This window comes from Microbacterium oxydans, assembly GCF_000956405.1.
Lineage (GTDB): Bacteria > Actinomycetota > Actinomycetes > Actinomycetales > Microbacteriaceae > Microbacterium > Microbacterium oxydans_C.
Genome location: NZ_JYIV01000030.1, coordinates 215,062 through 240,826, shown reverse-complemented (window position 1 = coordinate 240,826; position 25,765 = coordinate 215,062). Strand labels below are relative to the sequence as shown.

At 64.8% G+C, this 25,765-nt stretch carries 26 protein-coding genes, 1 tRNA gene and 1 other RNA gene; 18 read left to right on the top strand and 10 right to left on the bottom strand.

The window, feature by feature from the left end; genetic code table 11:
* Positions 1-32: 32 nt before the first annotated feature.
* Complete coding sequence (locus RN51_RS16535) at positions 33-332, top strand: hypothetical protein (protein WP_045265130.1); 300 nt, start codon at positions 33-35, stop codon at positions 330-332.
* Between the two features lie 64 nt (positions 333-396).
* On the opposite strand, the gene RN51_RS16530 is transcribed toward RN51_RS16535, so the two are convergent.
* Genes RN51_RS16530 through RN51_RS16520 form a run of 3 tightly spaced genes read right to left on the bottom strand, consistent with a single transcriptional unit; the run spans position 397 to position 3,017 of the window.
* Entirely contained in the window at positions 397-1,581 is a 1,185-nt protein-coding gene (locus RN51_RS16530) for an acetyl-CoA C-acetyltransferase (protein ID WP_045265129.1), read from the bottom strand.
* Positions 1,574-2,242, bottom strand: a complete 669-nt coding sequence (locus tag RN51_RS16525; protein ID WP_197073280.1) for a CoA transferase subunit B — start codon at positions 2,240-2,242, stop codon at positions 1,574-1,576. The genes RN51_RS16530 and RN51_RS16525 overlap by 8 nt, the downstream gene beginning before the upstream one ends.
* Before the next feature lies 1 nt (position 2,243).
* A complete protein-coding gene (locus tag RN51_RS16520; RefSeq protein ID WP_045265128.1) occupies positions 2,244-3,017 on the bottom strand; it encodes a CoA transferase subunit A in 774 nt (257 codons plus the stop codon).
* A gap of 104 nt (positions 3,018-3,121) precedes the next feature.
* Between RN51_RS16520 and RN51_RS16515 the strand changes: the two genes are divergently transcribed.
* The 4 genes from RN51_RS16515 (at position 3,122) to RN51_RS16500 (ending at position 6,163) form a co-directional block, all read left to right on the top strand.
* On the top strand, positions 3,122-3,907 hold the full coding sequence (locus RN51_RS16515) for an IclR family transcriptional regulator (RefSeq protein WP_045265127.1): 786 nt from the start codon (positions 3,122-3,124) through the stop codon (positions 3,905-3,907).
* Positions 3,908-3,942: 35 nt separating this feature from the next.
* The gene (locus RN51_RS16510) at positions 3,943-4,380 is read left to right on the top strand and encodes a MarR family winged helix-turn-helix transcriptional regulator (protein WP_045265126.1); all 438 of its coding nucleotides are present in this window, start codon (positions 3,943-3,945) and stop codon (positions 4,378-4,380) included.
* Positions 4,371-5,606, top strand: a complete 1,236-nt coding sequence (locus tag RN51_RS16505) for an MFS transporter (protein ID WP_045265125.1) — start codon at positions 4,371-4,373, stop codon at positions 5,604-5,606. Before RN51_RS16510 ends, RN51_RS16505 begins: the two co-directional genes overlap by 10 nt.
* Before the next feature lie 74 nt (positions 5,607-5,680).
* Positions 5,681-6,163 (top strand): YbaK/EbsC family protein, encoded by a 483-nt coding sequence (locus tag RN51_RS16500; protein WP_045265124.1) that lies wholly within the window; start codon positions 5,681-5,683, stop codon positions 6,161-6,163.
* Between the two features lie 101 nt (positions 6,164-6,264).
* Here RN51_RS16500 and RN51_RS16495 read toward each other — a convergent pair whose 3' ends face one another.
* Positions 6,265-7,806, bottom strand: a complete 1,542-nt coding sequence (locus RN51_RS16495) for an Ig-like domain-containing protein (protein ID WP_156149214.1) — start codon at positions 7,804-7,806, stop codon at positions 6,265-6,267.
* Between the two features lie 611 nt (positions 7,807-8,417).
* Between RN51_RS16495 and RN51_RS16490 the strand changes: the two genes are divergently transcribed.
* The 10 genes from RN51_RS16490 (at position 8,418) to RN51_RS18075 (ending at position 16,613) form a co-directional block, all read left to right on the top strand.
* Positions 8,418-9,443, top strand: a complete 1,026-nt coding sequence (locus RN51_RS16490; protein ID WP_045265122.1) for a tyrosine-type recombinase/integrase — start codon at positions 8,418-8,420, stop codon at positions 9,441-9,443.
* A 130-nt stretch (positions 9,444-9,573) separates the two neighbouring features.
* A complete protein-coding gene (locus tag RN51_RS16485; protein ID WP_156149213.1) occupies positions 9,574-10,110 on the top strand; it encodes a hypothetical protein in 537 nt (178 codons plus the stop codon).
* Positions 10,111-10,413: 303 nt separating this feature from the next.
* On the top strand, positions 10,414-10,614 hold the full coding sequence (locus RN51_RS16480) for a helix-turn-helix domain-containing protein (protein WP_045265120.1): 201 nt from the start codon (positions 10,414-10,416) through the stop codon (positions 10,612-10,614).
* Between the two features lie 322 nt (positions 10,615-10,936).
* A complete protein-coding gene (locus tag RN51_RS18295) occupies positions 10,937-11,803 on the top strand; it encodes a helix-turn-helix domain-containing protein (protein ID WP_197073278.1) in 867 nt (288 codons plus the stop codon).
* Positions 11,800-11,958, top strand: a complete 159-nt coding sequence (locus tag RN51_RS18480) for a hypothetical protein (protein ID WP_156149212.1) — start codon at positions 11,800-11,802, stop codon at positions 11,956-11,958. The genes RN51_RS18295 and RN51_RS18480 overlap by 4 nt, the downstream gene beginning before the upstream one ends.
* The gene (locus RN51_RS16475) at positions 11,955-12,218 is read left to right on the top strand and encodes a hypothetical protein (protein WP_156149211.1); all 264 of its coding nucleotides are present in this window, start codon (positions 11,955-11,957) and stop codon (positions 12,216-12,218) included. The genes RN51_RS18480 and RN51_RS16475 overlap by 4 nt, the downstream gene beginning before the upstream one ends.
* A 184-nt stretch (positions 12,219-12,402) precedes the next feature.
* Complete coding sequence (locus RN51_RS18475; protein WP_156149210.1) at positions 12,403-12,555, top strand: hypothetical protein; 153 nt, start codon at positions 12,403-12,405, stop codon at positions 12,553-12,555.
* 6 nt (positions 12,556-12,561) lie between these two features.
* Positions 12,562-13,278 (top strand): hypothetical protein, encoded by a 717-nt coding sequence (locus RN51_RS16470; RefSeq protein ID WP_045265118.1) that lies wholly within the window; start codon positions 12,562-12,564, stop codon positions 13,276-13,278.
* Positions 13,279-13,471: 193 nt separating this feature from the next.
* Positions 13,472-13,777 carry a hypothetical protein gene (locus RN51_RS16465; protein WP_045265117.1) on the top strand — a complete coding sequence of 102 codons (306 nt, stop codon included), beginning with the start codon at positions 13,472-13,474 and terminating at the stop codon, positions 13,775-13,777.
* A gap of 10 nt (positions 13,778-13,787) precedes the next feature.
* A complete protein-coding gene (locus tag RN51_RS18075) occupies positions 13,788-16,613 on the top strand; it encodes a phage tail tape measure protein (protein WP_052674758.1) in 2,826 nt (941 codons plus the stop codon).
* Positions 16,614-16,687: 74 nt separating this feature from the next.
* On the opposite strand, the gene RN51_RS18070 is transcribed toward RN51_RS18075, so the two are convergent.
* The 3 genes from RN51_RS18070 to RN51_RS16440 form a co-directional block, all read right to left on the bottom strand.
* Entirely contained in the window at positions 16,688-17,947 is a 1,260-nt protein-coding gene (locus tag RN51_RS18070) for a hypothetical protein (RefSeq protein ID WP_052674757.1), read from the bottom strand.
* 75 nt (positions 17,948-18,022) lie between these two features.
* Positions 18,023-18,316 carry a helix-turn-helix domain-containing protein gene (locus RN51_RS16445; RefSeq protein WP_045265114.1) on the bottom strand — a complete coding sequence of 98 codons (294 nt, stop codon included), beginning with the start codon at positions 18,314-18,316 and terminating at the stop codon, positions 18,023-18,025.
* Positions 18,317-18,470: 154 nt separating this feature from the next.
* A tRNA-Lys gene (locus tag RN51_RS16440) sits at positions 18,471-18,543 on the bottom strand.
* 156 nt (positions 18,544-18,699) lie between these two features.
* On the opposite strand from RN51_RS16440, the gene RN51_RS16435 reads away from it, so the two are divergent.
* Both RN51_RS16435 and RN51_RS16430 read left to right on the top strand, forming a co-directional pair.
* Complete coding sequence (locus RN51_RS16435) at positions 18,700-19,497, top strand: inositol monophosphatase family protein (protein WP_045265113.1); 798 nt, start codon at positions 18,700-18,702, stop codon at positions 19,495-19,497.
* Between the two features lie 37 nt (positions 19,498-19,534).
* Positions 19,535-20,107, top strand: coding sequence for a hypothetical protein (locus tag RN51_RS16430; protein ID WP_045265112.1), 573 nt, complete (start codon positions 19,535-19,537; stop codon positions 20,105-20,107).
* A 7-nt stretch (positions 20,108-20,114) separates the two neighbouring features.
* Here the strand turns inward: RN51_RS16430 and RN51_RS16425 are convergent, their stop codons facing one another.
* A complete protein-coding gene (locus tag RN51_RS16425) occupies positions 20,115-22,985 on the bottom strand; it encodes an HAD-IC family P-type ATPase (protein ID WP_231579332.1) in 2,871 nt (956 codons plus the stop codon).
* Between the two features lie 79 nt (positions 22,986-23,064).
* Positions 23,065-23,434: a transfer-messenger RNA gene (gene ssrA, locus RN51_RS18290) on the bottom strand.
* 141 nt (positions 23,435-23,575) lie between these two features.
* Here ssrA and RN51_RS16420 point away from each other — a divergent pair.
* Positions 23,576-24,244, top strand: a complete 669-nt coding sequence (locus RN51_RS16420) for an SIMPL domain-containing protein (RefSeq protein ID WP_045265111.1) — start codon at positions 23,576-23,578, stop codon at positions 24,242-24,244.
* Between the two features lie 4 nt (positions 24,245-24,248).
* Here RN51_RS16420 and hflX read toward each other — a convergent pair whose 3' ends face one another.
* The gene (gene hflX, locus RN51_RS16415; RefSeq protein ID WP_045265110.1) at positions 24,249-25,760 is read right to left on the bottom strand and encodes a GTPase HflX; all 1,512 of its coding nucleotides are present in this window, start codon (positions 25,758-25,760) and stop codon (positions 24,249-24,251) included.
* Positions 25,761-25,765: the final 5 nt, after the last annotated feature.

Genomic DNA, 25,765 nt, shown 5'->3' with positions numbered 1-25,765 from the left:
CGACCGGGGGGACGGGAAGGTAGCGTGGAGGAATGCGCTACCTCTTCAGCACCGGACTTGTCGCTGCGATCTCCGCCGGAGTCTCCCTGCTGCGCGGCACCCGCGAACAGCCCATCACCTGGCGCGCCGTGCTCTCGTGGGTGAGCTGGGGGATCACCATGGCCCTCGCCGTCGGTGCCGTGATCGACATGAACCGCGAGCGTCGCGGGGTTCTGGTGGATGCCGACTCCCCGCAGTCGGTCAAGAAGGCGAAGAAGGCGCAGCGACTGCAGTTCCGGTCGCAGAAGGCGCTCGCCGACACACAGGACCACGCCAAGGACGCGCGTCCCTGAACGGACGCGAGACGCGTCGCTGAGGCCTCGTCCGTTCGAGTTCGTCACCCGGTCGGGGTCGCCATCATCGGGTGAGGATGAGCGCCTCCCCCTGACCTCCGCCACCGCACAGCCCGACTGCTGCGGTCCCCGCACCCCGACGCGCGAGCTCATGGGCGAGGTGCACCACCAGCCTGTTGCCGGAGGCGCCGATCGGATGACCGATCGCGATGCCGCCGCCATGGATGTTGACGATGCTCTCGTCGAGTCCCAGTTCGTCCTGTGAACGCGCAACGACGGCGCCGAAGGCCTCGTTGATCTCGACCAGATCGAGATCGGAGGGTGCGATGCCCTGTTTGGCGCACGCACGCTCGATCGCACGCGCCGGCTGCGCCTGGAGCGAGTTGTCGGGTCCTGCGGTCTGTCCGCTCGCACCCACGGTCGCCAACACCGGCCAGCCCCTGTCCGACGCGAGGCCGCGCGTCGTCAGCACGACCGCAGAGGCACCGTCGGAGATCGGCGACGAGTTGCCCGCCGTGATCGAGCCCCCTTCAGCGAAAGCCGCCCTGAGCCCGGCAAGCCTCTCCACGGTGGTGTCTGGACGCACGCCCTCGTCCTTCGTCACGCGCACCGGCTCGCCCCGTCGCTGCGGGACGTCCACGGGAACAATCTCGGCGTCGAACACGCCCGCTTCCTGCGCGGCCGTCGCGCGCTGGTGAGAGAGCGCTGCGACCTGATCCTGCGCCTGCCTGGTGAGCCCGAACCGCGCGTTGTGCCGTTCGGTCGATGCGCCCATGCTCTCCTGGTCGTAGGCATCGGTGAGACCGTCGTAGGCCATGTGATCCAGCACCTCGACGCTTCCGTATGCCCAGCCGTCGCGGGAGCCCATCAGCAGATGCGGAGCGCGCGTCATCGACTCCATGCCCGCGGCGACCACCACTTCCGCATCGCCCGTACGGATCATGCGGGCCGCGTCGATGATCGCCGTCAGGCCGGACAGGCAGACCTTGTTCACCGAGTGCGCCGGCACGTCCCAGCCGATGCCCGCGCCGATCGCCGCCTGACGAGCCGCATTCTGTCCCGACCCGGCTGCCAGCACCTGGCCGACGATGACGGCATCGACGACGGCGGGGTCGATCGTCGCCTGCTCGAGCGCGCCCCGGATCGCGAGTGAGCCGAGCTGGGGCGCGGTGAATGCCGAGAGCTGCCCTTTGAGGCGCCCCTGCGGGGTGCGAGCAGCGGCGACGATGACGACGTCATTCTCAGTCATGGTCGGTGGTCCTTCCGTTGTGCAGTCTGTGCGAGACGATGAGGGGTGGCTCCGTCGCGGCGGTGATGTCGTCGACCGTGACGCCGGGCGCGGTCTCGACGAGCACCAGCCCCTCCGACGTCACGTCGATCACGGCGAGGTCGGTGATGATCCGGTCGACCACACCTCGACCCGTCAAGGGCAGCGAGCACTCGTCGACGATCTTCGCGGAGCCGTCCTTCGCCACGTGTTCCATGAGCACGATGACCCGCCCGGCGCCGTGCACCAGATCCATGGCGCCGCCCGGACCCTTGACCATCTTGCCCGGGATCATCCAGTTCGCGAGGTTACCGGTCGAGGAGACCTGCATCGCCCCGAGGATCGCGGCATCGATCTTGCCGCCTCGGATCATGCCGAAACTGGTCGCGGAGTCGAAGAAAGCGGCCCCGGGAAGCGTCGTGACCGTCTCCTTGCCCGCGTTGATCAGGTCGGGGTCGACCGCGTCCTCCGCCGGGTAGGGGCCGACGCCCAAGATGCCGTTCTCCGATTGCAGCACCACGGTGACACCGGGCGGCACGTGGTTGGGCACGAGGGTGGGAAGGCCGATGCCGAGGTTCACATAGGCGCCGTCTTGGAGCTCGGCCGCCGCGCGGGCCGCCATCTGTTCGCGGGTCAGCGCCATGTCACGCTCCTTCCACGGCGACGGTGCGCCGTTCGATGCGCTTGGGGATGTCGGAGCCGACCTCGACGACGCGGTGCACGAAGACGCCGGGAAGGTGGATGCCATCGGGGTCGAGCTCCCCCGGTTCCACCAGCTGCTCGACCTGAGCGATGCACACCCGTCCGGCCATCGCCGCCAGCGGGTTGAAGTTTCGCGCCGCCTTGTTGAACACGAGGTTGCCGTGCCGATCCCCGCGCGCGGCGTGCACGAGCGCGAAGTCGGTGGTGATCGCCTCCTCGAGGACGAACTCCCGCGGTTCCCCGTCGACCTCGAAGGTGCGCACGTCCTTCGCGGGCGAGGCGACGGCGATCGTGCCGTCGACGTTGTATCTGCGCGGGAGCCCGCCCTCCGCGACCTGTGTGCCGACCCCGGTCTGGGTGAAGAACGCGGCGATCCCCGAGCCACCGGCGCGGAGCTTCTCGGCCAGGGTTCCCTGCGGTGTGAGCTCGAGCTCGAGCTCACCGCTCAGGAACTGACGCTCGAACTCCTTGTTCTCTCCGACATACGACGAGGTCATCTTCCGGATCCGCCGCGCCCCCAACAGCACCCCGAGCCCCCAGTCGTCGACCCCGCAGTTGTTGCTCACGATGCTCAGGTCCGTGGTCCCCTGCGCGAGAAGTGCTTCGATGAGTGCGATCGGGTTACCGGAGAGTCCGAATCCGCCGACGGCCAGTGACGCCCCGTCCTCGATGTCGGAGACAGCCGCCTCGGCGGACTCCCAATGCTTGTCGATCACGTCGGCTCCTTCGATCCCGTGCTCTCTCCAGCATCCGTCCAGGGCGCCTGCGGACGGAAGCCGGATCTTGCGATGTGGCAGAACGCAGAGGTAGCGTCCACATCATGGAACCCCCTGCCTCGGTACCCGGTGCTCAGGCGATCGCCAGAGCCGCACGTCTGCTGCGCTTGGTGACGGCCGCAGGCGCGGACGGCGCCTCGCTGCAGGAGCTGGCCGTCGGCGCAGACCTCTCGCGCTCGACGGCGCATCGACTGCTCAGCGCACTCCGGGCCGAGGGTCTCGTCGACCGGGAGGGAGAGAGCACCCGGTGGATGCCGGGCCCGGAGCTCTTCCTCATGGGATCCGTCGCAGCCGCTCGGTACGACGTGACAGCTCTCGCCCGCGACGTGGTCCGCTCACTCGCCGTCAAGACCGAGGAGAGTGCGTTCCTCTCGGTACGTCGAGCGGACGAGACGGTGTGCCTCCTCCGCGAAGAAGGCTCGTTCCCCATCCGTTCCTTCGTGCTGAGCGAGGGCGTCCGGTTCCCCTTGGGCGTCGCGAGCGCCGGCCTCGCCATTCTCGCCTTCCTGCCCGACCACGATGTGGATGCCTACCTCGACCGCCACCCCGATCTCGAGAGTGCGTGGGGACGAGCCCACGGCACGCGCCCCCTTCGCACGCGTCTCGCGGAGACCAAGGAGCGGGGATACGCCGTGAACCCCGGCTTGATCGTCGAAGGCAGCTGGGGCCTCGGCGCCGCAGTGTTCGATCGCTCGGGGCGCCCGGAGTGGGCACTGAGCCTCACCGGCGTGGAGTTCCGCTTCGGCCCCGAACGGATCGCCGAGCTCGGCCGCACCCTTCTGGCACACGCGCACCAGCTCTCCGCGCGCATCGCCACCGCGCGACGGTGAGCGCTATTCATACCAGCAGGTATATACTTGCTGGTATGAATCGCGTGGACGTCATCCCCTCCCTGGTGCTGTCTGGCTATGCGCTCGGCCGTATCGCTGCACAGGACGCCGGGAACGACGCTCCGGCAGCACAGTGGCGGGTGCTGAGCCTCCTCGAGCAGGCAGGCTCCCGGCGGGTAGGTGAACTCGCCACGGCCGCACGCACCACCCAGCCCGGCATGACCCGTCTCCTCGGAGGCCTGGAGCGCGAGGGGCTCATCCTCCGCTCCCCCGACCCTGACGACTCCCGTGCGACCGTCGTCGACATCACCGGTCAGGGGACCACGGCGCTCGCCGCGTGGCGGGCCGAGTTCCGAGACACGCTCGCCCCGCGTTTCGCCGGTCTGACCGACGAGGAGTGGGCCGCCCTCACACGTGCCGCGGAGATCCTCGCCGCGCACACCGCCACTGATCGAACAGGAGAATCTCGGTGAACACCCCCACCACCCCCTCGGTGTGGAGACAGCCGGCCCAGGTCTGGGCTGTCGCCTTCGCGTGCGTCGTCGCCTTCATGGGCATCGGACTCGTCGACCCGATCCTGCCCGCGATCGCGGAGTCGCTCCAGGCATCCCCGGTCGAGACCGAGCTGCTCTTCACCAGCTACCTCCTGGTGACCGGGCTCGCGATGCTCGTGACGAGTTGGATCTCCAGCCGCATCGGGGCGAAGGCCACGCTGCTCATCGGACTGGCGCTGATCGTGGTGTTCGCCTTGCTCTGCGCCCTGAGCGGCAGCGTCGACGCCGTCATCGGCTTCCGTGCCGGCTGGGGCCTGGGCAACGCCCTCTTCATCTCGACGGCCCTCGCCACCATCGTCGGGGCCGCGTCTGGCGGCAGCAGTGCGGCGATCGTGCTCTACGAGGCCGCGCTCGGGCTGGGTATCGCTGTCGGCCCGCTCCTCGGTGGCATCCTCGGCGAGCAGAGTTGGCGTGGACCGTTCTTCGGCGTCGTCGCCTTGATGGCGATCGCTTTCGTCGCCGTGCTGGTCCTGCTGCGTGGCCCTGCGGAGAAGCGGGTTCCCGTGAAGTTCTCCGCGCCGTTCGCTGCCCTGCGTCGGCCGGCACTCGCGGTGCTCGCCGTCACGGCCCTGTTCTACAACATCGGCTTCTTCGTGCTGCTCGCGTTCTCCCCGTTCCCGCTCGGCTTCGGAGCGATGGGCATCGGCTTCACGTTCTTCGGCTGGGGCGTCGCTCTCGCCGTCACGAGCGTCTGGGTCGCGCCTCTGCTCATGCGCCGCATGCCCAGGACACGCATCATCCTTGTCGTCCTGCCGCTGTTGGCGGTCGATCTGATCGCCGCGGGACTCGTCGTGGAGAACGCCGCAGCCCTCGTCGCCTGCATCGTGGTGGGCGGGCTCCTTCTCGGGGTGATGAACACCGTGCTCACCGAAGCGGTGATGGAGGCGACCGACCTTCCGCGCTCCGTGGCGTCGTCGGCATACTCCGCCGTCCGCTTCCTCGGCGGCGCCATGGCTCCGCCGCTCGCCGCTCTGCTGTGGCACGCATTCAACGCGACGGTTCCCTACCTGTTCGCCGCCGTCTCGGTCCTGCTGGCCGCGCTCACCGTCTTCCTCGGACGGCGCGTGCTCGCCCACATCGACGACGAGCCCAGCGACACGGTGACGGAGGATGCAGCCGCCATCCTCGTGGGAGACGCCGGCTGAAAGGCTCCTGGCGTCGGAGCAGCCGTCGAAGTCCGCTCCGGCGCCATGGCACACGCGTTGGATATCGTGGATCGATGACCGACACCCCCGCACTCCCGGAACGCAGTCTTCGCGTTCACCAGCACCTGCTGGACGCAGGCGTCGATGTCCCGATCCGTGTACTTCCCGACTCGGCACGCACCGCAGCCCAAGCGGCCGCTGCCATCGGCTGCGACGTCGCGGCGATCGCCAACAGTCTGATCTTCGTCGCCGACGACGTGCCGGTGCTGGTCATGACGAGCGGCGGACACCGGGTGGACCTCGCCTCGCTGAAGGCGAGCATCGGCGCGGAGGAGGTGACGATGGCTCCGCCCGCCGTCGTCCGCTCGGCGACCGGCCAGGTCATCGGCGGTGTCGCACCCGTCGGTCACCCGGCGCCGCTTCGCACCTACATCGACGAGGCGTTGCAGGTTCACGACGAGCTGTGGGCGGCGGCAGGCCATCCGCACACCGTCATGCCTCTCACCTTCGAGCAGCTCACCACCCTGACCGAGGGAACGGTGATCGCCGTCGCGTGACGTCTCGCCGAGCCAGACGTCGTGCCCATGCGGCGCCTCGGCACGACGGCGTTCGGTGCCGCGGAGCACAGAGCTCTGCGGCACCGGCTGCGTCTCGACGATCAGCTCTGAGCTGCTCGTCTCCGAGCACGAGCGGCACCGAGCGCCGTCAGTGCGACGCCGAGCAGGAGCGCCGACCCTCCGGCCCACAGCAGCCCGCCTGGGACACCGCCACCCGTCGTCGCCAGCGATGATCCACCCGTGAGCGGCAGCTCCTTCGGCGGGGTGACCACCGTCGGTGGAGTCGTCGGCGGAGTGGTCGGCGGGACGACAGGTGGCGTCGTGGTCGCAGTGTTGGTGAGCGTCACCGAGACGGTCGCACCCGCACCGACGGTGATCTCCGCTCCGCCGTCGGGACGCGCCTGGACCCCGGCTCCGGAGAAGACGGGGATGCTCCAGTCGATGCCTTCGATGGCCGGAGGGGTCAGCTCGACGAGGGTGACGACCGTGCCTGCAGGCAGCTGGATCAGTGGCGCGGTGGCCCCGGCGGTGACGGCGACGGTGCGCTCGACGACAGGGTCGCCGTAGCTGTATCTCACTGTGTACACGGAGCCGGCGGGCACAGCCGACGCGCCGGATCCGGAGACGGCCTTGGTCACGGTGAATGATCCGGTGGCGTCGCCGTCGCCGGTCCCCCCGCCCGTGACGTTCCACACTTCCTTGTCCTCGAGCTTGATCCCGTTCACGTCGGCGGTGTTGGCGAACGTCGCACCGTCTGCATGCGTGCTCGGCACGGTGAAGTACTTGACGAAGTACATCCGCGTCGGATCGATCGGGCCGGGGATGTCCAGGTGGAAGGCGGTGCCCTCGGCGTTCCACTCCCCCGTCCAGTTCGTGATCGTCTGGGAATCCTGATCCTGCATGGTGGCACTGCGGACCGCGAGCTGTCCGTCCTCGTTGTGGTGCTCCGCGAGCCCGTCGCCCGCACCGACGAGGGTGTCGTCGATCACGATCGACTCCGCTCCTGCGAAGCTCGCCCCTGGCAGTGCCAGTTCCCACGCGATCCTGCCGTCGTCCGTCTGCCACGACCACTTCTGCGGCTCGGTGGGCAGCGGCGCAGACGGTCCGATCCCCCCACCGGGGACGTCGACGGGCGTGATCGTGCCGTCGACCGTGAACTCGATCGTCGACTGCGTCGTCTGCTCGTCTGCGGTCGCGACGAACCACAGCGAGCCGGTGACCCCGGTGCGGCCGTTCACGTAATCGGTCAGGGTGCACGTCACGACGGGTGCCGCATCCGTGCTCACGGTGCACTGGGCGATCGGCACGCTCGGGTCCTCAGCCGATGGCACCGAGAAGGATGTGCCCGCGCGAGCGAACTCCTTCGGGAGCGTGAACCCGAAGGTCTGACCGCCGACGGCCCCGTCCGGCACCGCCCAGTCGGCGTCGACTCGCACCTGGTCCCACTGTGAGACTCCACCGCCGCCGTTGACGGTCGTCACGGTGATCGACGCAGGATCGATGGCCGCGGGGTAGTCGTACTCCGCCGCCGATGCACCTCCGGCACCGGCGAGCGTGATCACGGCGGTGAGTGCCGCGGCGGCCGCAGCGATGATCGCGGTTGTCTTTCGGCGCGCGACGGCGCCACCATTTCTCTCGTACAAGATCTTCCCCAGTTCTTGATGAAACCTCTCCTCGACCGTCGCTGTGAAGCGGAGCGGCCGGAGCACGAGGCGTATGTCCCCATGTGAGAGATGAGGTCAGGGACGATCTATTACGCGATAACGCGGACTCTTCTGAACAGGACGCGATCGGAGCCGGACTCGACGGAGTGCGCGAACAGGCTCAGGAAACAGAAAAGCCTCGGTAGATGGCGAGATCTACTGAGGCTGTTCCGTGCACCCCCTGGGACTTGAACCCAGAACCCACTGATTAAGAGTCAGTTTCGTGCAACGTTGCACGATCCGCAGAAACACGCTCTTGAGCACTGACATATTGGGCCTTGTGGACTGGGAACCCACTGATTAGACTCACAGAAAACATCACATGACAGCACAGTTGGTTGCATGTTGGTTGCACGACCGAGAGGGGCCGCACAGTGGCAAAGCAATGGGGGGCGATACGAAAGCTCCCAAGCGGTCGGGTCCAAGCGTCTTACGTCGGGCCGGATAGCGTGCGCTACACAGCCCCACACACGTTCTCCGATGACCCACCCTCCCCCGCAGGCGTCAAGGGCCGCACAGGGCGCGCCAAGGCCGAAGCGTGGCTACGTGCAGTGCGCTCCGACATTGAGCGTGGCGCTTGGGTTTCCCCCACACAGGCCGCAGAGGCGGCACAGGACGAAGAGAAGCGAGCCGCCGCGGAGCGTTTCGGCCTCTACGCCGCAACATGGATCGCCCAGCGAAAGTCGAACAAGGGCGTACCCCTCAGGCCAAAGACTCGAGCCGAGTATGAGCGGCAGCTAGCCGCGGGCCTGTCGACGTTCGCGAACGACCGCCTCACCGCCATCACCCCCGCACGCGTCCGAGCATGGCACGACGAACGAACGAAGCGCGGCGCAACCCAAGCGGGGGCTGAGGCGCGACTACTCCGCGCCATCCTGAACACGGCACTAGTCGACGGCATCATTCCAACCAACCCTGTCCCCCCGAACCTCACACGGACCAGCACGGGCAAGGCCCATCGCCCGCCGACCGCCGAAGAACTCGCCGTGCTACTCGAAGAGGTCGGGCCATTCTGCCGATTGGGTGTGCTGCTAGGCGCATACGGCGGTCTGAGACTGAGCGAATGGCGCGCGCTGCGACGGAAAGACGTACAGATTGCATCCGGGCGCACTCTCATCTCAGTAGATCGTCAAGCTTTGTTCATCCCCAAGACGGGTTGGGTAGTCGGCGCACCGAAGAGCGAAGAGGGCGTGCGCGTTGTCCCCCTCCCGCTCGGGCTGACACCCGACGTCGAAACGCACCTACGCGAGTTTGTGGGGCCATTCCCCGATGACCTCCTATTCCCGCCGGTCGGGACTAGCGAGTTCATGCACGATCGCCAGTTCAACAAGCATTGGAACCGAGCCCGCGACGCGGCAGGGGTGAGACACGTTGTGCGCGAGCACGACCTACGCGCGTTCGCTGGTACGGCCCTCGCACAGTCGGGGGCAACACTTCGGGAAACGATGTCCTTTTTGGGCCACTCCACCACAACCGCGGCGATGGCCTATCAGGCAACAACGGGCCGTGAAGCCGAGCTTGTAGACCGGATGCCGCTACCCACCGCGCCCCGCAAGGTGACCAAGTTGCACGAATAGAGACTTGGGCGGACCCCCGCCGAAGAAAGATGCCCCCACCGTTGGCTAGAACGGTGAGGGCGATACCCATCAGGAGATGACCCAAATGAGTACAACCAGTATGTCAGATACCGTATCCATGTCCCCGTGGATGAGCGACTACGCGACCGCACACGAGCTGCGAGCACAGGCCGCTCGCGGTGTGAAGATCCAGACGGCAGAAGAGTACTTCGAGGGTGAACCCGGCCCGCACGGAGCGCGCTTTCTGCGACTGTCGTTTCCCACGGAATGCGATGTCGCGCTGTGGTACGACGACACGCGAGGCATGTGGCGGCTCGAGGTCGACACGCTCGAAAGCCGCCCCGTCGACGCAACCGCACAGGTCGCACAGGCCGCGAGTATCGCTGAGGCCGCGCGGATCTGCCGCGACTTCAACACCCGCATCGTCCGCAGGGACAGGCGCGATGGAAACGCGGCGCTCACTAATGAAATCGCGGCAATGCTCGCAGACCGAGCGGTATCCCCATTCACCCTCGCGCTCGCTATGAACCTGACCCCCGGCGTTGTCGCGGCCAAGCTCGCTGGGCGTAGCGGATGGACGGCAGGCGACCTGCTACGGATTGCCAACGTGATCGACGCGGACAACCCCGGCGAGTTGTTCCAGCGGTTGGCCAGGATCGCAGCGTAAGCGCTGAAACGAAGGGGCGGGTTCAATACACTCGCCCCTTTCGTGCGCGCGCGACACGCCGACGCCAAACCTCGAGGCCAACCTCTAGGGAAACTCCCAGCTTTCGTTCTCGGAGAAATCTAGATGAGTTCTAAGTGAACCTACGTAAATGCAATCGAATGACATGTTACCGCATTCGCTTTCCCTCTCCTGATGCCCCCTGCGGATCAGTGCAGACGAGTGAGTCACAATGTAAATATGCCGGGTTTCAATTAACCGGAGTTATGAACACAGACGCGCCCATAGAAAGGCTGGGGAAGCATAATGAGCACGCTAATTCACAACGGTTGGGGAACCCTCGACGATGCCGCCGAAGTTCTCGGCGTAAGCACGCAGACCATCCGACGCAGAATCGCGGACGGTTCTATCCGAGCGCTCCGGTTTGGGCCGCGACTGCTGCGAGTGGACATGCAGAGCCTTGAGCAGTCTGGTACTCCGATCGCCTGGACCGGCACCGCGGCGTGACACTGCGCGGCACTGCGCCCGCGGATGACGGCACGATCGAGACCACAATCCGCTATGCGGCATGGTTCTACAACGAAGTTGGCCTGCCTTTCCCCCGCTCGCGGATGCTCAAACTCATCCGCCGCGCTTTCCGGGACCACGGCCCCGAAGGCATCAGGCAGGCCGTAGACGCCCATCTAAGAGGCGAAGACGCCCTTTCGTGGCGGGGATACCAGCCACGAACTCACGTCGGCTACAAAGACGTTACAGGCGCTCTCGCGGCACGTCGCGTGGACTACGCCCGAAACCTCCCCGACGACAACGACCCCAGAGAGGGGGCAACATGACCAATGCGCGCGGCGTCAAATCAGACGGATGGGTTCGACTCCCAAACTGGCTGATCGATGACGCAGACCTGACCTTGCACGAGATGGCCGTATATGTCGTTCTTCTGCGATTTCGTGACCACAAAACAGGTCGGTGCTTCCCAGGCATGACAACGATCGCCGACTGTGCCCGTGTCTCTCGCGACACCGTAAAGCGGACGATCCCCCTCTTGGAAGCGAAGGGGCTAATCCGGGTAACGAAGCGCCGGGAAGGAACAAGGAACCTTCCCAACATCTATGACGTGGCACTTGCGGCTGAGACTCCTGAATTCATCTGGGCGACAAGTCGGCGCGGTCAACGTATCCCCAAACGTAGGCGCTCCGAGCACCTACCCAATAACGCGGATGACGAAAGTGGGTGCTCCGAGCTTGATGGTGGGTGCTCCGAGCATACGAACCTGGGTGCTCCGAGCACCTCTAACAAGACCTACTTGAACAAGACACATGAACAAACTGTGACACCCGCTTTCGTCGAAAGCGCGTCCGAGGCATTTTCATTCGACTCCCCCGAAGAGGACACAGCAACAGAAGGGCAAGTCGCCTACCTCAAAGACCTCGCTATCCACCTGGGCTACGCATCAGGCGGCGGCATCCCAAATGACGTGCAACTCGAACGATGGCGAAAGCTCACCCGCGTCGACGCAACTAAACAGATACGGGGATACCTCAAAGCGCTCGGAAGGCCGGATGACATCTACTACCCACAACTCGGTGACCCCGAGTACGCAGCCCTCAGCGACGCTGGTAAAGAGTTCGCCGAATCGGCAGGTGACCCATCAAGCGTCTGGGATTACATGCAACCAAGACAGGAGGAAAACGCATGAGCACGCCCGCACCACTCAACCTGACCGCGATGGCATCCGCCTGGGACGCCCCAATCGCATTCGCTCGAGAACTCGCCAACTATTACGCCCAACTCGAAGCATCAGGCCACAGGTTGCCCACGCATGACTGGACCGAAAAGAGAGAACGCGAATGAGCAAGGTCATAGCCGAAGAATGGCCAGTGGAATACGCCGGACCACGCGACGTACTCGGAAACGGATACATCCCCTGGGCAGGAAGACCCCGCCTCCTCGAAAACGATGCAGGCGAATGGCTGTGGCTCTGCACACCAAACTTCCTCAACGACGACGCACTCACCGACATTCAACGACTCCGCGAGCACGGATGGGCAGTCAACATCGGAGTCGCCACCAACTGGCTCCGCGTCCGCATCACAGAGAAGGAGGCCACATGATCAAACCCGCGTTGCTCTGTGACACATGCCCAAACGTATTCATCACAGAACGCAACCACGCAAGCAACTCATACCTCACCCGCGCCGCAATTGCAGCCGGATGGACCATCACCAAATCCGAAAACGGATGGTGGCTAAACGAATGCGACGAATGCAGGACCACCGACAGGAAAGACACGACGACATGACAGACGACGAACCGCAGCCCATCATCCGCGAAGACCTCAAGACCATGACCACAGACCAGATCATGACCCACTACAGAGCAGGCGACCTCGACGTCCTCCTCGGACGCAAAACCGCCCCGACAACCCAGAACACCGACAACCAGGAGTAACTACACATGGAAATCAACCTCTTTCACATCGCCGAGGCGATGCCCGCAAACCGAATCCCCAAGACGGTGCAGGAAGCGACAAAGTTCGCAGAGTACGCCGCAACCGTGGCCGCTCGCCTTGCAGAACGCCCAACCATCGACACCAGCACCATCACCACCAGCAAGGATCTCGACGCCGCACTCGAAGCAGCACAAACCCTCCCCGCACACGACGAACAAGCAGCCATCGCACGACAGGTCGCAGCACAAGCAGAAGCCGGTATCGACCACGCCTGGTTCATCTCACTCGCCACCGATGTTGACCCCGCGTTCGCGGAACTCTTCAACGCCGCAGCAGAACGATTCACCACAGCGGCAACAGCAGCCGGTGACCAGGCAGACCACTACCTCGAGAACCACTACGACCCAGCCGGCGCCGCGCTTCGACAGTCCATCAACGAACTTGACGTGCTCCGCGAACACCGCGACCGACTCGCATCGCTCAACGGCCAGGCACGCATTGACGTCTGGACCACGCGATACACGCCCCACAGCCGCGTGCTCTGGGTCAAGGACCGCGACCAGTGGCAGGACTACATCGCTCGCGTCACCAACGGCGAACCGTGGCAGCTCGCAGCACACCGAGCAGGAGTCACCATCAAGTGGCAGACACTCGAGGAGCAGAAGGCACAGCCGATCCCCGCAGCGATCGCCAAGGCTAAGGCTCTGACAACGAACGCATAAACACACAAGCCACACGGGACCAGTCGACATCAACTCGGCTGGTCCCTTGGCATGTCCAGGGGTACGAAGCACACCCCCAGGGGGGACACCCACCAAGGCCATCCACCCCGGAACCGCCGGAGAGGGCAAAAAAGCGTCTGGCGGGTTCAAAACTTTTCGAAGTTCAGTTTTCAGGTGATTGAGGTGCCAAGAAGTGGATAAGCACGAAGAGGTTTCGGCGGTCGCAGATCGGTTGATTGACGTTTTTGCGACGCGCGCCGGGTCAGAAGACGCACGAAAGATTCTCGGCGCATATGCCGACAAAGAGGCTGATGGCGACGGGCAGGTTATTGCCCTTGCGCGGCTGGTTTTCAAGTTAGCGGAACGGGCCGCAGATGCTTCCACGGCCTACGACATTTGGGACCCAGAAAGACCGATTGTTCCGGACAAGATCAATCGGCTTACCGCGCAGGTTGTCGAGGCGGGAATTCGGTGGGGCGAGCAATTGAAGAAGCATTAGGGGGCAAAAGATGGGTGAACGAATTACGAAAGTCGTTCTTCAAGCGGAGATCGATCAGTTCGACCGGAACATGAAGCAGGCGACGGGTTCGGTCAAGACGCTGGCGGCTGAGGGTAAGAAGCTTGAGGAAACGCATCGAGCGATGACGATGATCGGCACGGGGATGCTTGCTGCTGGTGCTGCTATTGCGGCTGGTGTGGGTGTGGCGATCGCGAAGTATGCCGAGTTCGATCAGGCGATGTCGCATGTTGCGGCTACTGGTGATGATGCCCGGCAGAACATGGACGCCCTGCGTGATGCGGCGTTGGATGCTGGCGCGAAGACGGTGTTTTCGGCCACGGAGTCTGCGAACGCGATTGAGGAGCTGGCGAAGGCTGGCCTGTCCGCGAAGGACATCCTTGGTGGCGGGTTGAAGGGTTCCCTGGACCTTGCTGCGGCGGGTGGTCTTGAGGTTGCGGATGCTGCGGGTATCGCTGCGACCGCGTTGAAGGTGTTCAACCTGCGTGGTGAGGACATGTCTCACGTGGCTGATCTGCTGGCTGCGGGTGCTGGTAAGGCGATGGGTGATGTGTCGGATCTGTCTGCGGCGTTGCAGCAGGGTGGGCAGGTTGCGGCGGCTACTGGTTTGACGATTGAGGAGACGACGGCGACTCTTGCCGCGTTTGCTTCTCAGGGTTTGCTTGGGTCGGATGCGGGTACGTCGTTCAAGACGATGTTGCAGCGTCTTACCCCGCAGTCTGCTGAGGCTGCGGCGAAGATGAAGGAACTGGGGATCAGCGCGTATGACGCTTCCGGGAACTTCGTTGGTATGGAGAAGTTCGCGGGGAACCTGCAAACGGCTCTCAAGGATCTGACTCCGGAGCAGCGTAACGCGGCCTTGTCGATCATGTTTGGTTCGGATGCTGTGCGTGCGGCGAACGTGATTTACAAGGAGGGTGAGTCGGGTATCCGTAACTGGATTTCCGCGGTTGACGATCAGGGGTATGCGGCTGAGGTTGCCGCGACTCGTCTTGACAACCTGTTGGGTGATTGGGAGCAGTTCACGGGCGCCCTGGACACCGCGTTTATCTCTATGGGTGAGGGTGCGAACGGGCCTCTGCGGGATCTTGTGCAGGGTCTTACTGGTCTGGTGGATGGTTTCAATGGGCTTCCCGAGGGCGGCAAGCAGGCCGTCTTGTGGGTGGGTCTGATTACTGCTGGTGTTGGCCTGCTGGGTGGTGCGGCGTTGGTCGCGATCCCGAAGCTTGCTGCGCTCAAGATCGCGATGGAAACGCTTGGTGTTTCTGGGGCGACGACGCGCGCGGGTCTTGTCCGGTTCGCTTCGTTCATGACCGGCCCTTGGGGTATCGCACTGGTGGCGGCCACGGCTGTCATCACGACGATCAAGGTTGAGCTGGACAAGCTCAAGACGTCGACTGAGGTCTTCCAGAACGTGATCAAGAACGCGAAGTCTGCGGATGAACTGTTCGCGGCGTCCGATTCGGCGCTCCCGTTCTTGTCGCGCATCAAGGAGGCCACGGCTTCGGTTGAGGTGTTCCAGGAGAAGTTGGACATCATCAACAACAACAAGTTCCTGTTGGGGCTTGATGGTGCGGCGTCGACGTTGCAGAAGAACTTGCAGGACATTGGGCATGAGCTGTCGACGATGGCTGATACTGATGCGCCGGCTGCTGCTCAGTCGTTCCGCATGTTGACGGATCAGATGACGGATTCGAAGCAGGGTCAGATTGACCTTCTGAACACGATGTCTGAGTACCGGGATGCTCTGGTGAAGCAGGCGACCGCGCAGGGCGTCGATGTGATCACCAACGGCAAGCAGATCGACATGAATGCTCTGCTTGCGTTCGCCCTATCGGATACTGCCGATGCAACAGGTCAGGCCACGCAGGCTACGTCTGAGCTGGAAGCCGCAACGCAGGAGGCCGTGGGCGAGCTGGATGACATGAAGCGCGCACTGGATGAGGTTGCCGGTAAGGCAATGGATATGGCGGCGGCGCATGATGATGCGTTGGGGTCTATCAACGCTCTTGCCGATGCTGCTGCTGCCGAGGGCGTTACTTTTGGTGGGACGAATGATGCTTCGATTCGTTTCCGTGACTCGATCCGTGAGGTTGAGCAGGCGCACCGTGATTCTGCCGAGGCTATCCTCGCGAACGGCGGGACGTTGCAGGACGCTCAAGCGGAGTGGGAGAGCGGCAGGCAGAAGGTGATTGAGATGATCGCCGCTAAGACGGGCGACATCGAGGCCGCGAAAGCGTGGGCGGATCAGAACCTTGGGTCTTCGGCTCAGGTGGTCGGTGCGTTGGGGAACGTTTCTAACGCGATCAACAACATCCCGAAGCCTAAGCCGATCATTCTCACGGTGGATACGTCGCCGGCGATGCGGGGGATTGACCAGTTCATTACTCAGCAGAGCAACCGGGTTATCCGGGTGCGTGTTGCAGCTGATGGCGGGTCGATCCAGATGGGTTCGTTCAACGTGTCTCCGAACGAGAACGGCAACCTGTACACGTACAGGCAGTTCGCAAACGGTGGCATGAGTTCGGGTATCTATCCGGGCGGTGCGGAGATCCACAAGTTCGCTGAGCGGACGTTGCCGTGGGAAGCGTACATCTCGCCGAAGTCGGATCAGCGTCAGCAGAACTATGGGACGTGGCTTGAGGTGGGTAACCGGCTCGGGTTCTCTCAACCTCAGGCCGCTCCCGTTGCCGCGGGTAACTCGTACCAGTTCGGCGACATCTACGGCCTTGACGAAGGTCTGATCGTGGATGCGATCGACAAGAAGGTGCGCCGCGCTAATCAGGTTGCGGGCGTGCGGAGAACGGTGGGTGACTAACCAGGGTGTAATACACCTCAAGGCCCGTCCTAGCTCCGGCTGGGGCGGGCCTTTTGCGCCTAGAGGGCAGGCCTCTATCGGATTGCCTTGGTCACCATCGTCAGCAACTGCTGCAGGACGGTAACAGGCACAGCATCTGCGTCGTTCGCCTCAGCCTGCGGCGCGTACGCCTGGCCGAACGTGCGGTTCACGAGATCAAGGCGTGCTTGGTCGACGCTCTCCGAGTCCTCAACGGTGCTCAAGAACGGGCCCATCGTCCGCAACTCCATCGCCAATCGCTTGTAGTCGTCCGATCGCTTGTGGAACCCCGCGCCCATCCGCACGGCAACCGTTGCCGCACCAACGCAGACCGCAGATACACCGGCGCGAGCAGCGATTGATGTCCAATCGACCTCCCCGTGTTGCCAACCAAGAACGACCGCCAACAACGGCAGTGCGGCAGACAAGAGAATCGCGCCGCCGATCACTGTCAGAATCCAACCTGACTTCCGTGCAGACCTCGACTCAACCTCGTAGTGCTTCGCCAACCGGTCCGCTGAGTCGGCTTGGACCACCGCTTGATAGTCGCTGGTCGTCTTCTTGAGTTCTTCGAATCGCTCACGCGACTGGGCCAGGAGTGCACGCTCTTTGGCCCGCAGGTCCTCCATCTTTGCTTCGAAGCCCGTCGTGAGTTCCGTCCGCCAAGTCTCCAACGAAGTTTGGAGTTCCGCTTCGAAGCCCGCAATAGTCTTCTGGCCATCGTCGATAACAGTTGCTATTCGAGCCTTCTCCGCTTCTACCGCTCGTTTCGCTTCTTCTGCTGCCGCAGTGACGCCTGCCTCTGACTTCGCCGCCGCAGCCTGGGCCGCCACGATCTGGTCTGAGACTGCCCGAGCCGAATCATCGAGCTGTTTGATGCGGGTTTGGATATGAGCGTCAACTTCTGCGTTTCGGCGCTGCAGCTCTTCTACCACGGCAATCTCAGCTCGTTCTTCCCCGACGGTCGGAGTGGCAGTGGCCCATGCCGCGATGATGCCGAATGCTTGTTGCATGTACTGCTGGCCCTGCTGAATGTACTGCGTACGTGTGGGATCAGCGTTCGCGAGAGCGGTCGTAATCGATCCGTGAAGAGCCTGGAGATTACTTTCGAGCGAGTCCAGCTGGGTCGGGAAAACCGACGGAGCAAGCCGCTTGCGAGCCTTGTACCGGCTACGCAGGTAGGCAACCTGAACTTCGAGATCTTGGATCGCATCGATATTCGTGCCCAGATCCGCCGCGCGCAGCCGGCTGATCGTTTCGGCAACGGCGCCAAGGGTTGCCCATGCCTGGTGGGCTTCGAACTGGGTGAGCTTCATTGCTGGTCCTTCGAGCGGTAGATGTTCAGTTGATCCTGGCAGAAGTCATTGGTTCGATGCACGGCTCGCACCATGTCAGTGCGTGTTGCGGTCCAGGTATGCCTGTATCGCTTCGGGCGTGTAGAAGATGAGGCGACCACGCTTCACGAACTCAGGGCCAGCGCCGGGTGTCATCCTCCACGCGGCGAGGGTGTTCTTCTTAGCCCGGAGGATGTCTGCTGCCTCATCAGGCGTGAGCAGTCGACCAGGGTGCCCCGCCCGACTTGCAGCACCCGCAGGAGGAGCGCTGAGCTCGTCCAACTTCCTGATCACCTCGTCTGCGACGATGCTTGCGAACTCAGCCATGAACTTGTCTCCGATAGATGCCATGCCCACAGTCTCCGACGCAACTTGAGTTGCACGTTGGTTGCACGAATGGTTGCACGGGGCATCCTGGAGGAAGTGGACGTCTAGCGTCTGCGCCATGCCCGAAAAGCAGAAAAGCCCTGTTCAGACTGGCGAGAGTCTAGACAAGGCTGATCCGTGCACCCCCTGGGACTTGAACCCAGAACCCACTGATTAAGAGTCAGTTGCTCTGCCGATTGAGCTAGAGGTGCGTGGCCCGGGATAACCCCGACCGAGGAATTACATTACCAGCCGACCGGGTCCATGTGAAATCGGCGTCGGCTCCCGGGCGCGCCGCGACGATGAGAGACGGCAGACGTGGTCATTCGACCCTCGGACGCCGCTGAGCCGACGACTATTCTTAGACCGTGAACACCTCTCCACACGCCGATGCCCTGCGCGATGACCTCGAGCTCGCGCTCCGCCTGGCCGACGCCGCGGACGACCAGTCGCTCGCCCGATTCGACGCGTCGGATCTCGAGATCTCGACCAAGGCGGACAACTCGCATGTGACGGACGCCGACCTCGCCACGGAACGCGCGATCCGCAGCATCCTCGAGATCGAGCGCCCGGATGACGGCATCTTCGGCGAGGAGTTCGGCGCCCAGGGCAGCACCCAGCGCCAGTGGATCATCGATCCGATCGACGGAACCGCCAACTTCCTCCGCGGGGTCCCGCTGTGGGGAACGATGATCGCCCTCGCGGTGGACGGCGTGCCCCAGGTCGGCGTCGTCAGCATGCCCGCGCTCGGTCGACGCTGGTGGGCGGCGACCGGTGGTGGTGCCTGGACGGACGGCGAGAACGGACCGCGCCGGATCCAGGCGTCCTCGGTCTCCTCCCTCGACGACGCGAGCGTGAGCTTCCAGAGCATCGCGCAGTGGTCGGAGGCCGGGCGCCTCGACACGCTCCTGGCGGTCACCGCACGGGTGTGGAGGGACAGGGCATACGGCGACGTGTACTCCTACATGCTTCTCGCCGAGGGGCGCATCGACATGGTGGCGGAGTTCGGCGTCAAGGAGTACGACATCGCAGCGGCCGTGCCGATCGTTCGCGAGGCGGGTGGCCGGATGACGGCGGCCGACGGCACCGAGACGATCAGCGCGCGCTCGACACTGGCAACCAACGGAAACCTGCACGATGGCTTCCTGAACCTGATGCAGAGCTGACGGCTTGCAGCCCTGACGAGAACGACGAGGCCCCGCGATGAATCCCCGCATCCTGTCCGCCGGCGCGGGCATCCTGCTGCTCGTCGCAGCGCTCACTGCCTGCGCCGCGCCTGACCCCGGCCCCTCGTCGACGCCTGAAGCCGTCGATCCGGGCCCGTCGCAGTCTCCCGCACCGGCCTCGTCGCCGACGCCGACGCCGCGGCCCGCCGGAGAGGAGCTCACCTGCGAGTCGATGATCTCCGATGGCACCGTCACCGCCCTCGCTGATGCCGGTTGGACCGCCGAGACGAAGGAGTTCGTCGCCGGCGGCGTCGAGCTGACCGAAGGACTGCTCTGCTTCTGGGCCGACTACTCCGTCGGTTCGGATCACGGACAGCTCTACGGCTGGTCGGCGATCGACGATGCGGACGCCGCGACGGCCCAGGCCGCTCTGCTCGCCGAGGGGTGGAAGCGAGAAGACGGCCCCGACGGCGTCTACTTCACAGAGGATGCGCAGTACGCGATGGGTACCGACGAAGACGGCTACGGGATGACGTACCTGTTCGGGGACGGTTGGGTTCGGCTCGCCGACACTCGGCAGGGACTCATCCTCATCGAATGGCCGCGCTGAAGACGCTTCAGCGAACCGGCGACCCCATCGAGCTCTCGAGAACACGGCCGAACGTCCGCGAGACGGGCGGCGTCCACAGGAGCACGATGATGCCGGTAGCGACCACTGCAGTGAGTGCGGCGCCCCAGTCCCAGCGGTCTCCCCACACGAGCACCACGCTGCTGAGCGCGACGGCGAGGCCGAGGAAGATCGTGAGCATGAGGCGGGAGAGTCCGCTTCCTCGGCGGACGCCGGCGGCGACGGCCAGGATGAGCAAGCCGAACAGCGCTATCGCGGCTCCGGTGAGCGAGAAGGCGGAGGTGCTCGCATCCGGGTCGTAACGCCCCAGGAACACGAGGATGCCAAGGGCCGTCGCCAGCAGCCCGGAGCCGTAGGCGAGGACGGCGACCACCGTCGTGATCACGGTTGCGACGCCGGAAGGAGCGGTATCGGACGACGAGGGTGCATGCATCGCCGCACCGAGGGTGGAACTCGACGCCGGGGACAGCACGAGACGACGATGCAGCAACCGGACCGCCTCGATCGCCAACACCATCGTGATCGTGATCCCGGTGAGCGCGACCGCGAGCTCCGCGCCGGGATCGACGAGCACGAAGAACTGTCGGGCGAGCGGAATCGTGAAGACCGCGACGAGCAGGACGAACATCGCACCCACGACAGCCACCTTGAACCGGTTGAGCGGACGTGAGAGGACGGCCAGCACCCAGATGCCGACGACGGCGAGGATCACAGTGGCTCCGGTGCGCAATTGCTCCTCGTGCGCCCCGAGCCCGCGGGCGACGAACGTGTACCAGGTCAGTCCCAGCGCGACGACGACGCCTGAGGGTATCGCGAAGCTCAGCGAACGTCGGAGGAAGCCCGGCTGGTAGCGGGCAGCGTTCGGCATGAGCGCGAGGAAGAAGGCGGGAATGCCGATCGTGAGACCGTCGGTGATGGAGAGCTGGCGCGGCAGGAACGGGAACTCGAGGACGAACACTCCGAAGATGATCGCGAGCAGCGTCGCGTACACGGTCTTGTTCAGGAACAGCATCGACACGCGCTCGATGTTCGCGATGACCTGACGTCCTTCGGCGACGACATCCGGCAGGTGCGAGAACTGCCCGTCGAGCAGCACCAGTCTCGCCACGGCCTTCGTCGCCGGTGACCCCGAGTTCATCGCGATTCCGATGTCGGCGGCTTTGATCGCCAGAGCGTCGTTGACGCCGTCACCGGTCATCGCGACGGTGTGTCCGTGGCTCTGCAGCGCGACGACCATCCGCTTCTTCTGTTCCGGTGTGACGCGGCCGAAGACCGTATGCCGGTCGAGCACGTCGGCGAGCTCCGTGTCGTCCTCGGGCAGCTCCCTGGCGTCGAACCCGTCGGCCACATCGAGACCGACTTCGCGGGCGATGGCGGCGACCGTGCGGGGATTGTCGCCCGAGATGATGCGGATGCCGACCTGTTGGCGTCCGAAGTACTCGAGGGTCTGTGCGGCATCGGGGCGAACCTGTTCACTGAAGGTGAGCACCATGGCGGGCCGGAGTCCGCCGGGGAGCTGCTCGGAGTCGATGTCGGCCGACGAGAGCGCCGAGTCCGCGTGGCCGAGCACCAGCGTGCGCCGCCCTGTCTCCGCGAGGCCGGTCACCATGCGCCCGAGCTCTGTGCGCGGTGACGTGACCTCGTCGCCGAACACCATCTCCGGCGCTCCCATCACCCAGGTGCCTGAGATGCCGTCGAACGACACGGCGCTCCACTTCCGCGCGGACGAGAAAGGGATGTACCCCGAGACCGCGAGCGGTGACGCGACCGGATAGGCCACCCGCATCGACCGCGCCGTCGCGTTGGCGTCGGGAGACGCCGCATACCAGGCCAAGGCAGCCGCCGCGTCGTCGGTCAGCTCCGCCGCGGCATCGCCGAGAGAATGCGCCGCATCGAAGCCGATCTCCCCCACCGTGAGTGTGCCCGTCTTGTCGAGGCAGACGACATCCACGCGCGCGAGACCCTCCACCGCCGGCAGCTCGTTCACGAGCACCTGCCTGCGCGCCAGTCTCGACGCGCCGACGGCGAAGGCGATGCTCGTCATGAGCACGAGGCCGAGCGGGATCATCGCCGTCAGGGAGGCGATCGTGTTGACGACGGCCTGCACCCAGGCATCGGTCGAGAACACCCTCGAATACCCACCGAGGACGAGGATCTGGGCGTTCAGTACCAGCAGGCCGACGGGGCCGATGATCCAACTCACCCATTTCAGGACCCGATTGACCGACGTGCGAAGCTCGCTGGAGACCAGGGAGAATCTCTTGGCCTCTCCGGCGAAGTGATTCGCATACGAGTCAGCGCCCACCCGCGTGGCGATGGCCGTCCCCTCCCCGGCGACGACCACGGCGCCGGACAGCGCATCGTCGCCGGGCTGCTTCTCCACGGGGTCCGATTCGCCGGTGAGCATCGACTCGTCGATCTGCAGGCCGCGCGAGGTGAAGACCCGCGCGTCGGCCGGGACCTGCTCGCCCGCTCTGAGCACGAGCACGTCGTCGAGCACCACCTCTCCCGGTGCGATCTCCCGCTCGTCGTCGTCGCGCAGGACCAGTGCGCGCGGAGCGTTCATCAGGGCCAGACGATCCAGAGCCGACTTCGCTCGGAACTCCTGGACGCAGCCGATGATCGCGTTCGCGAAGGCCGCCAGACCGAAGAGAGCGTCCTGCCACCTTCCGACCAGGAACAGCACGAAGAAGCAGGCGAACACGATGCCGTTGAAGAGGGTGAAGACGTTCGCGCGCACGATGCTCCACGCGCTGCGACTGGTGTCCGCGACGAACGCGTTCGTCTTGCCCGCGGCCACCCGCTCCGCGACCTCGGTTTCGGAAAGGCCGGCCGGGCGTGCAGAAGCAGTGGTGTCCACAGACCTCAATATAGACGCGAAGAGGCCCACCTCCCCTTGTTTCCAAGGGGAGGCGGGCCTCATTCCTGTGACAGCGACCTGGTGGAGCTGGGGGGAATCGAACCCCCGTCCAACGCTGAGTCTCCACGCCTTCTCCGGGCGCAGTCTGTGAAGACGTTCTGCTCGGCTCCGACCTTTGTCACAGACACCTAAGTCGACGAGCCCAGCCTGGGAAGAGTCCCACGTGACGTCCAGACGCCATCACGCAGCAAGATTCCTAGATGACGCCAGGATCCGTATCGGAATCACATACGGCCTGACGGACTATCGGGCTCGCTTATGCAGCGAGGGCGAAGTCGTTGCGCTTGGTTTCGGCAACTATTTTTTTGCAGAGAGCGTTTACGAGATAACTCTGCATCCTCGGCCCGCTTCTCGTGGATTCACAGGCGCTGTCGAAACCGATCAGCCCCGTGGTCCTTCTCTCGAAGGAGCCGCTGTCACACTGTGGAATTACCATCTCGGGCGGCGACCACCCGAGCATCACAGACTACAACGTTCTCCGCCGCTGCGCCATTCCCCTGTGGCACCGAGGGCTGGCGTAGAGTCGCCCCATGAGCAGCGAAGTCACCGTCACCGTCCGCGGCGAGCACGAGGCGCGAGTGGCGCCCGAGCGCGCCACCGTCAACGTGAGCGTTCGCACCGACGGCTCCGAACGAACCGACGTCGTCGAGAGCGCACTGCGGCTCGCAGACCCTGTGCGCCGCAGCATCAGCGATCGATCGGATGCCGGCACCGTGGTCGACTGGTCGAGCAAGCGCATCTCCGTTCGGGCCGAACGTCCCTGGAGCAGCGAGGGCACAAGGCTCGATCCCGTGTACTACGCGAGCATCGACTTCACGGCGACGTTCGCCGAGGCCTCGGAGCTCTCCCTCTGGGTCTCCGACGTGTCAGCCTGGGACGGCGTCGAGGTCGGCTGGGTGGACTGGCATCTGACCCCGGAGACGCGCACGCAGGTGGAACGTGATGTCGCCGCATCGGCCGTCGGCGTGGCTGTCACCCGCGCCGAGGCCTACGCCGGAGCGCTCGGCCTGGATGAGGTCACCCCGCTGGAGATCGCTGACGTCGGTCTCATCTCCAGCGGGCAACCCGCGCCCGGTGCTCCGATGCTCAGGGCCCGAGGAGCCGCGGCCTTCGCCGCCGACTCCGCACCCGCCATGGAGTATGAGCCGGAGGAGATCGTGATCTCCGCCACCGTCGAGGCCAGATTCCTCGCCCGCTGACCGATCAGATCTGTGCGACGAAGGGCGCGAGCTCCGCAGCCAAGCGCTCCGAGACACGCGCATGCACGGCCGTGCCGTCCTCGCGGTGCTCCACGGAGAGCAGCATGCCCGACTCGTGGATCGATGCGACGAGGTCGCCACGATCGTACGGAATCACCGCTTCCACCTCGACCGCGGGCTTCGGCAACGCTGCTTCGACCGCTGCCCGCAACTCTGCGATCCCCTCGCCCGACCTCGACGACACGAAGTGAGCGTGAGGTTGCAGGCCACGGAGGACGAGACGTTCATCCTCCGTGATCAGGTCGGCCTTGTTGAAGACGACGATCTCCGGCAGGTCTCTGACGCCCACGTCGCCGAGGACGTCACGCACCGTCTGCAGCTGCCCCGCAGGATCGGGGTGCGAGCCGTCGACCACGTGGAGCACGACGTCGGCCTCGCCGACCTCCTCCAGAGTCGAGCGGAACGCTTCGACGAGCTGATGGGGGAGATTGCGGACGAACCCGACCGTATCGGTCAGCGTGTAGACACGGCCGTCTTCGGTCTCCGTCCTGCGGACGGTGGCGTCCAGCGTCGCGAACAGCGCGTTCTCGACCAGGACGCCGGCGCTCGTGAGAGCGTTGAGGAGACTGGACTTGCCGGCGTTCGTGTATCCGGCGATGGCGACGGACGGAATGGTATTGCGCTTGCGCTCGGCGCGCTTGGCATCCCTGGCGGGACCGAAGTCACGGATCTGTCGTCTGAGCAGCGCCATCTTGGTGCGGATGCGTCGACGATCGAGCTCGATCTTCGTCTCACCAGGACCGCGTGAGCCCATACCGGCACCGCCCGCGCCCACCTGGCCGCCGGCCTGACGGCTCATCGAGTCGCCCCACCCACGCAGGCGTGGGAGCAGGTACTCGAGCTGAGCGAGCTCGACCTGAGCCTTGCCCTCACGGCTCTTCGCGTGCTGGCTGAAGATGTCGAGGATCACCGTCGTGCGGTCGATCACCTTGACCTTCACGACGTCTTCGAGCGCACGCCGCTGACTGGGCGCGAGTTCGGTGTCGGCGATGACCGTGTCGGCTCCGACCGCGGCGACGATGTCCTTGAGCTCCTGCGCCTTGCCCCTACCGAGATAGGTTGCGGCATCAGGGTGCGGACGACGCTGCAGCACGCCGTCGAGCACGACGGCGCCGGCCGTCTCGGCGAGGGCGGCGAGTTCTCGAAGGGAGTTCTCCGCGTCCTCCTGGGCTCCCTGGGGGTAGACACCCACGAGGACGACGTTCTCGAGCCGCAACTGCCGGTACTCGACCTCGGTGACGTCCTCGAGTTCCGTCGAGAGGCCTCCGACGCGCCGAAGCGCGTGACGATCCTCCAGATCCCACTGAGCGCCATCCGTGCTCCCGTGCGATGCGGTCGATTCATCCTGCAGCGCCTGCGCGGCGCCGAACCTGCGGACGTCCGAGCGCTTCTCTGCGTTCGCGAGCACACGATCGACCGTCTGGTCGTCGGTGGAGGGGGTGGTGGTCTCCGTCATCCGTT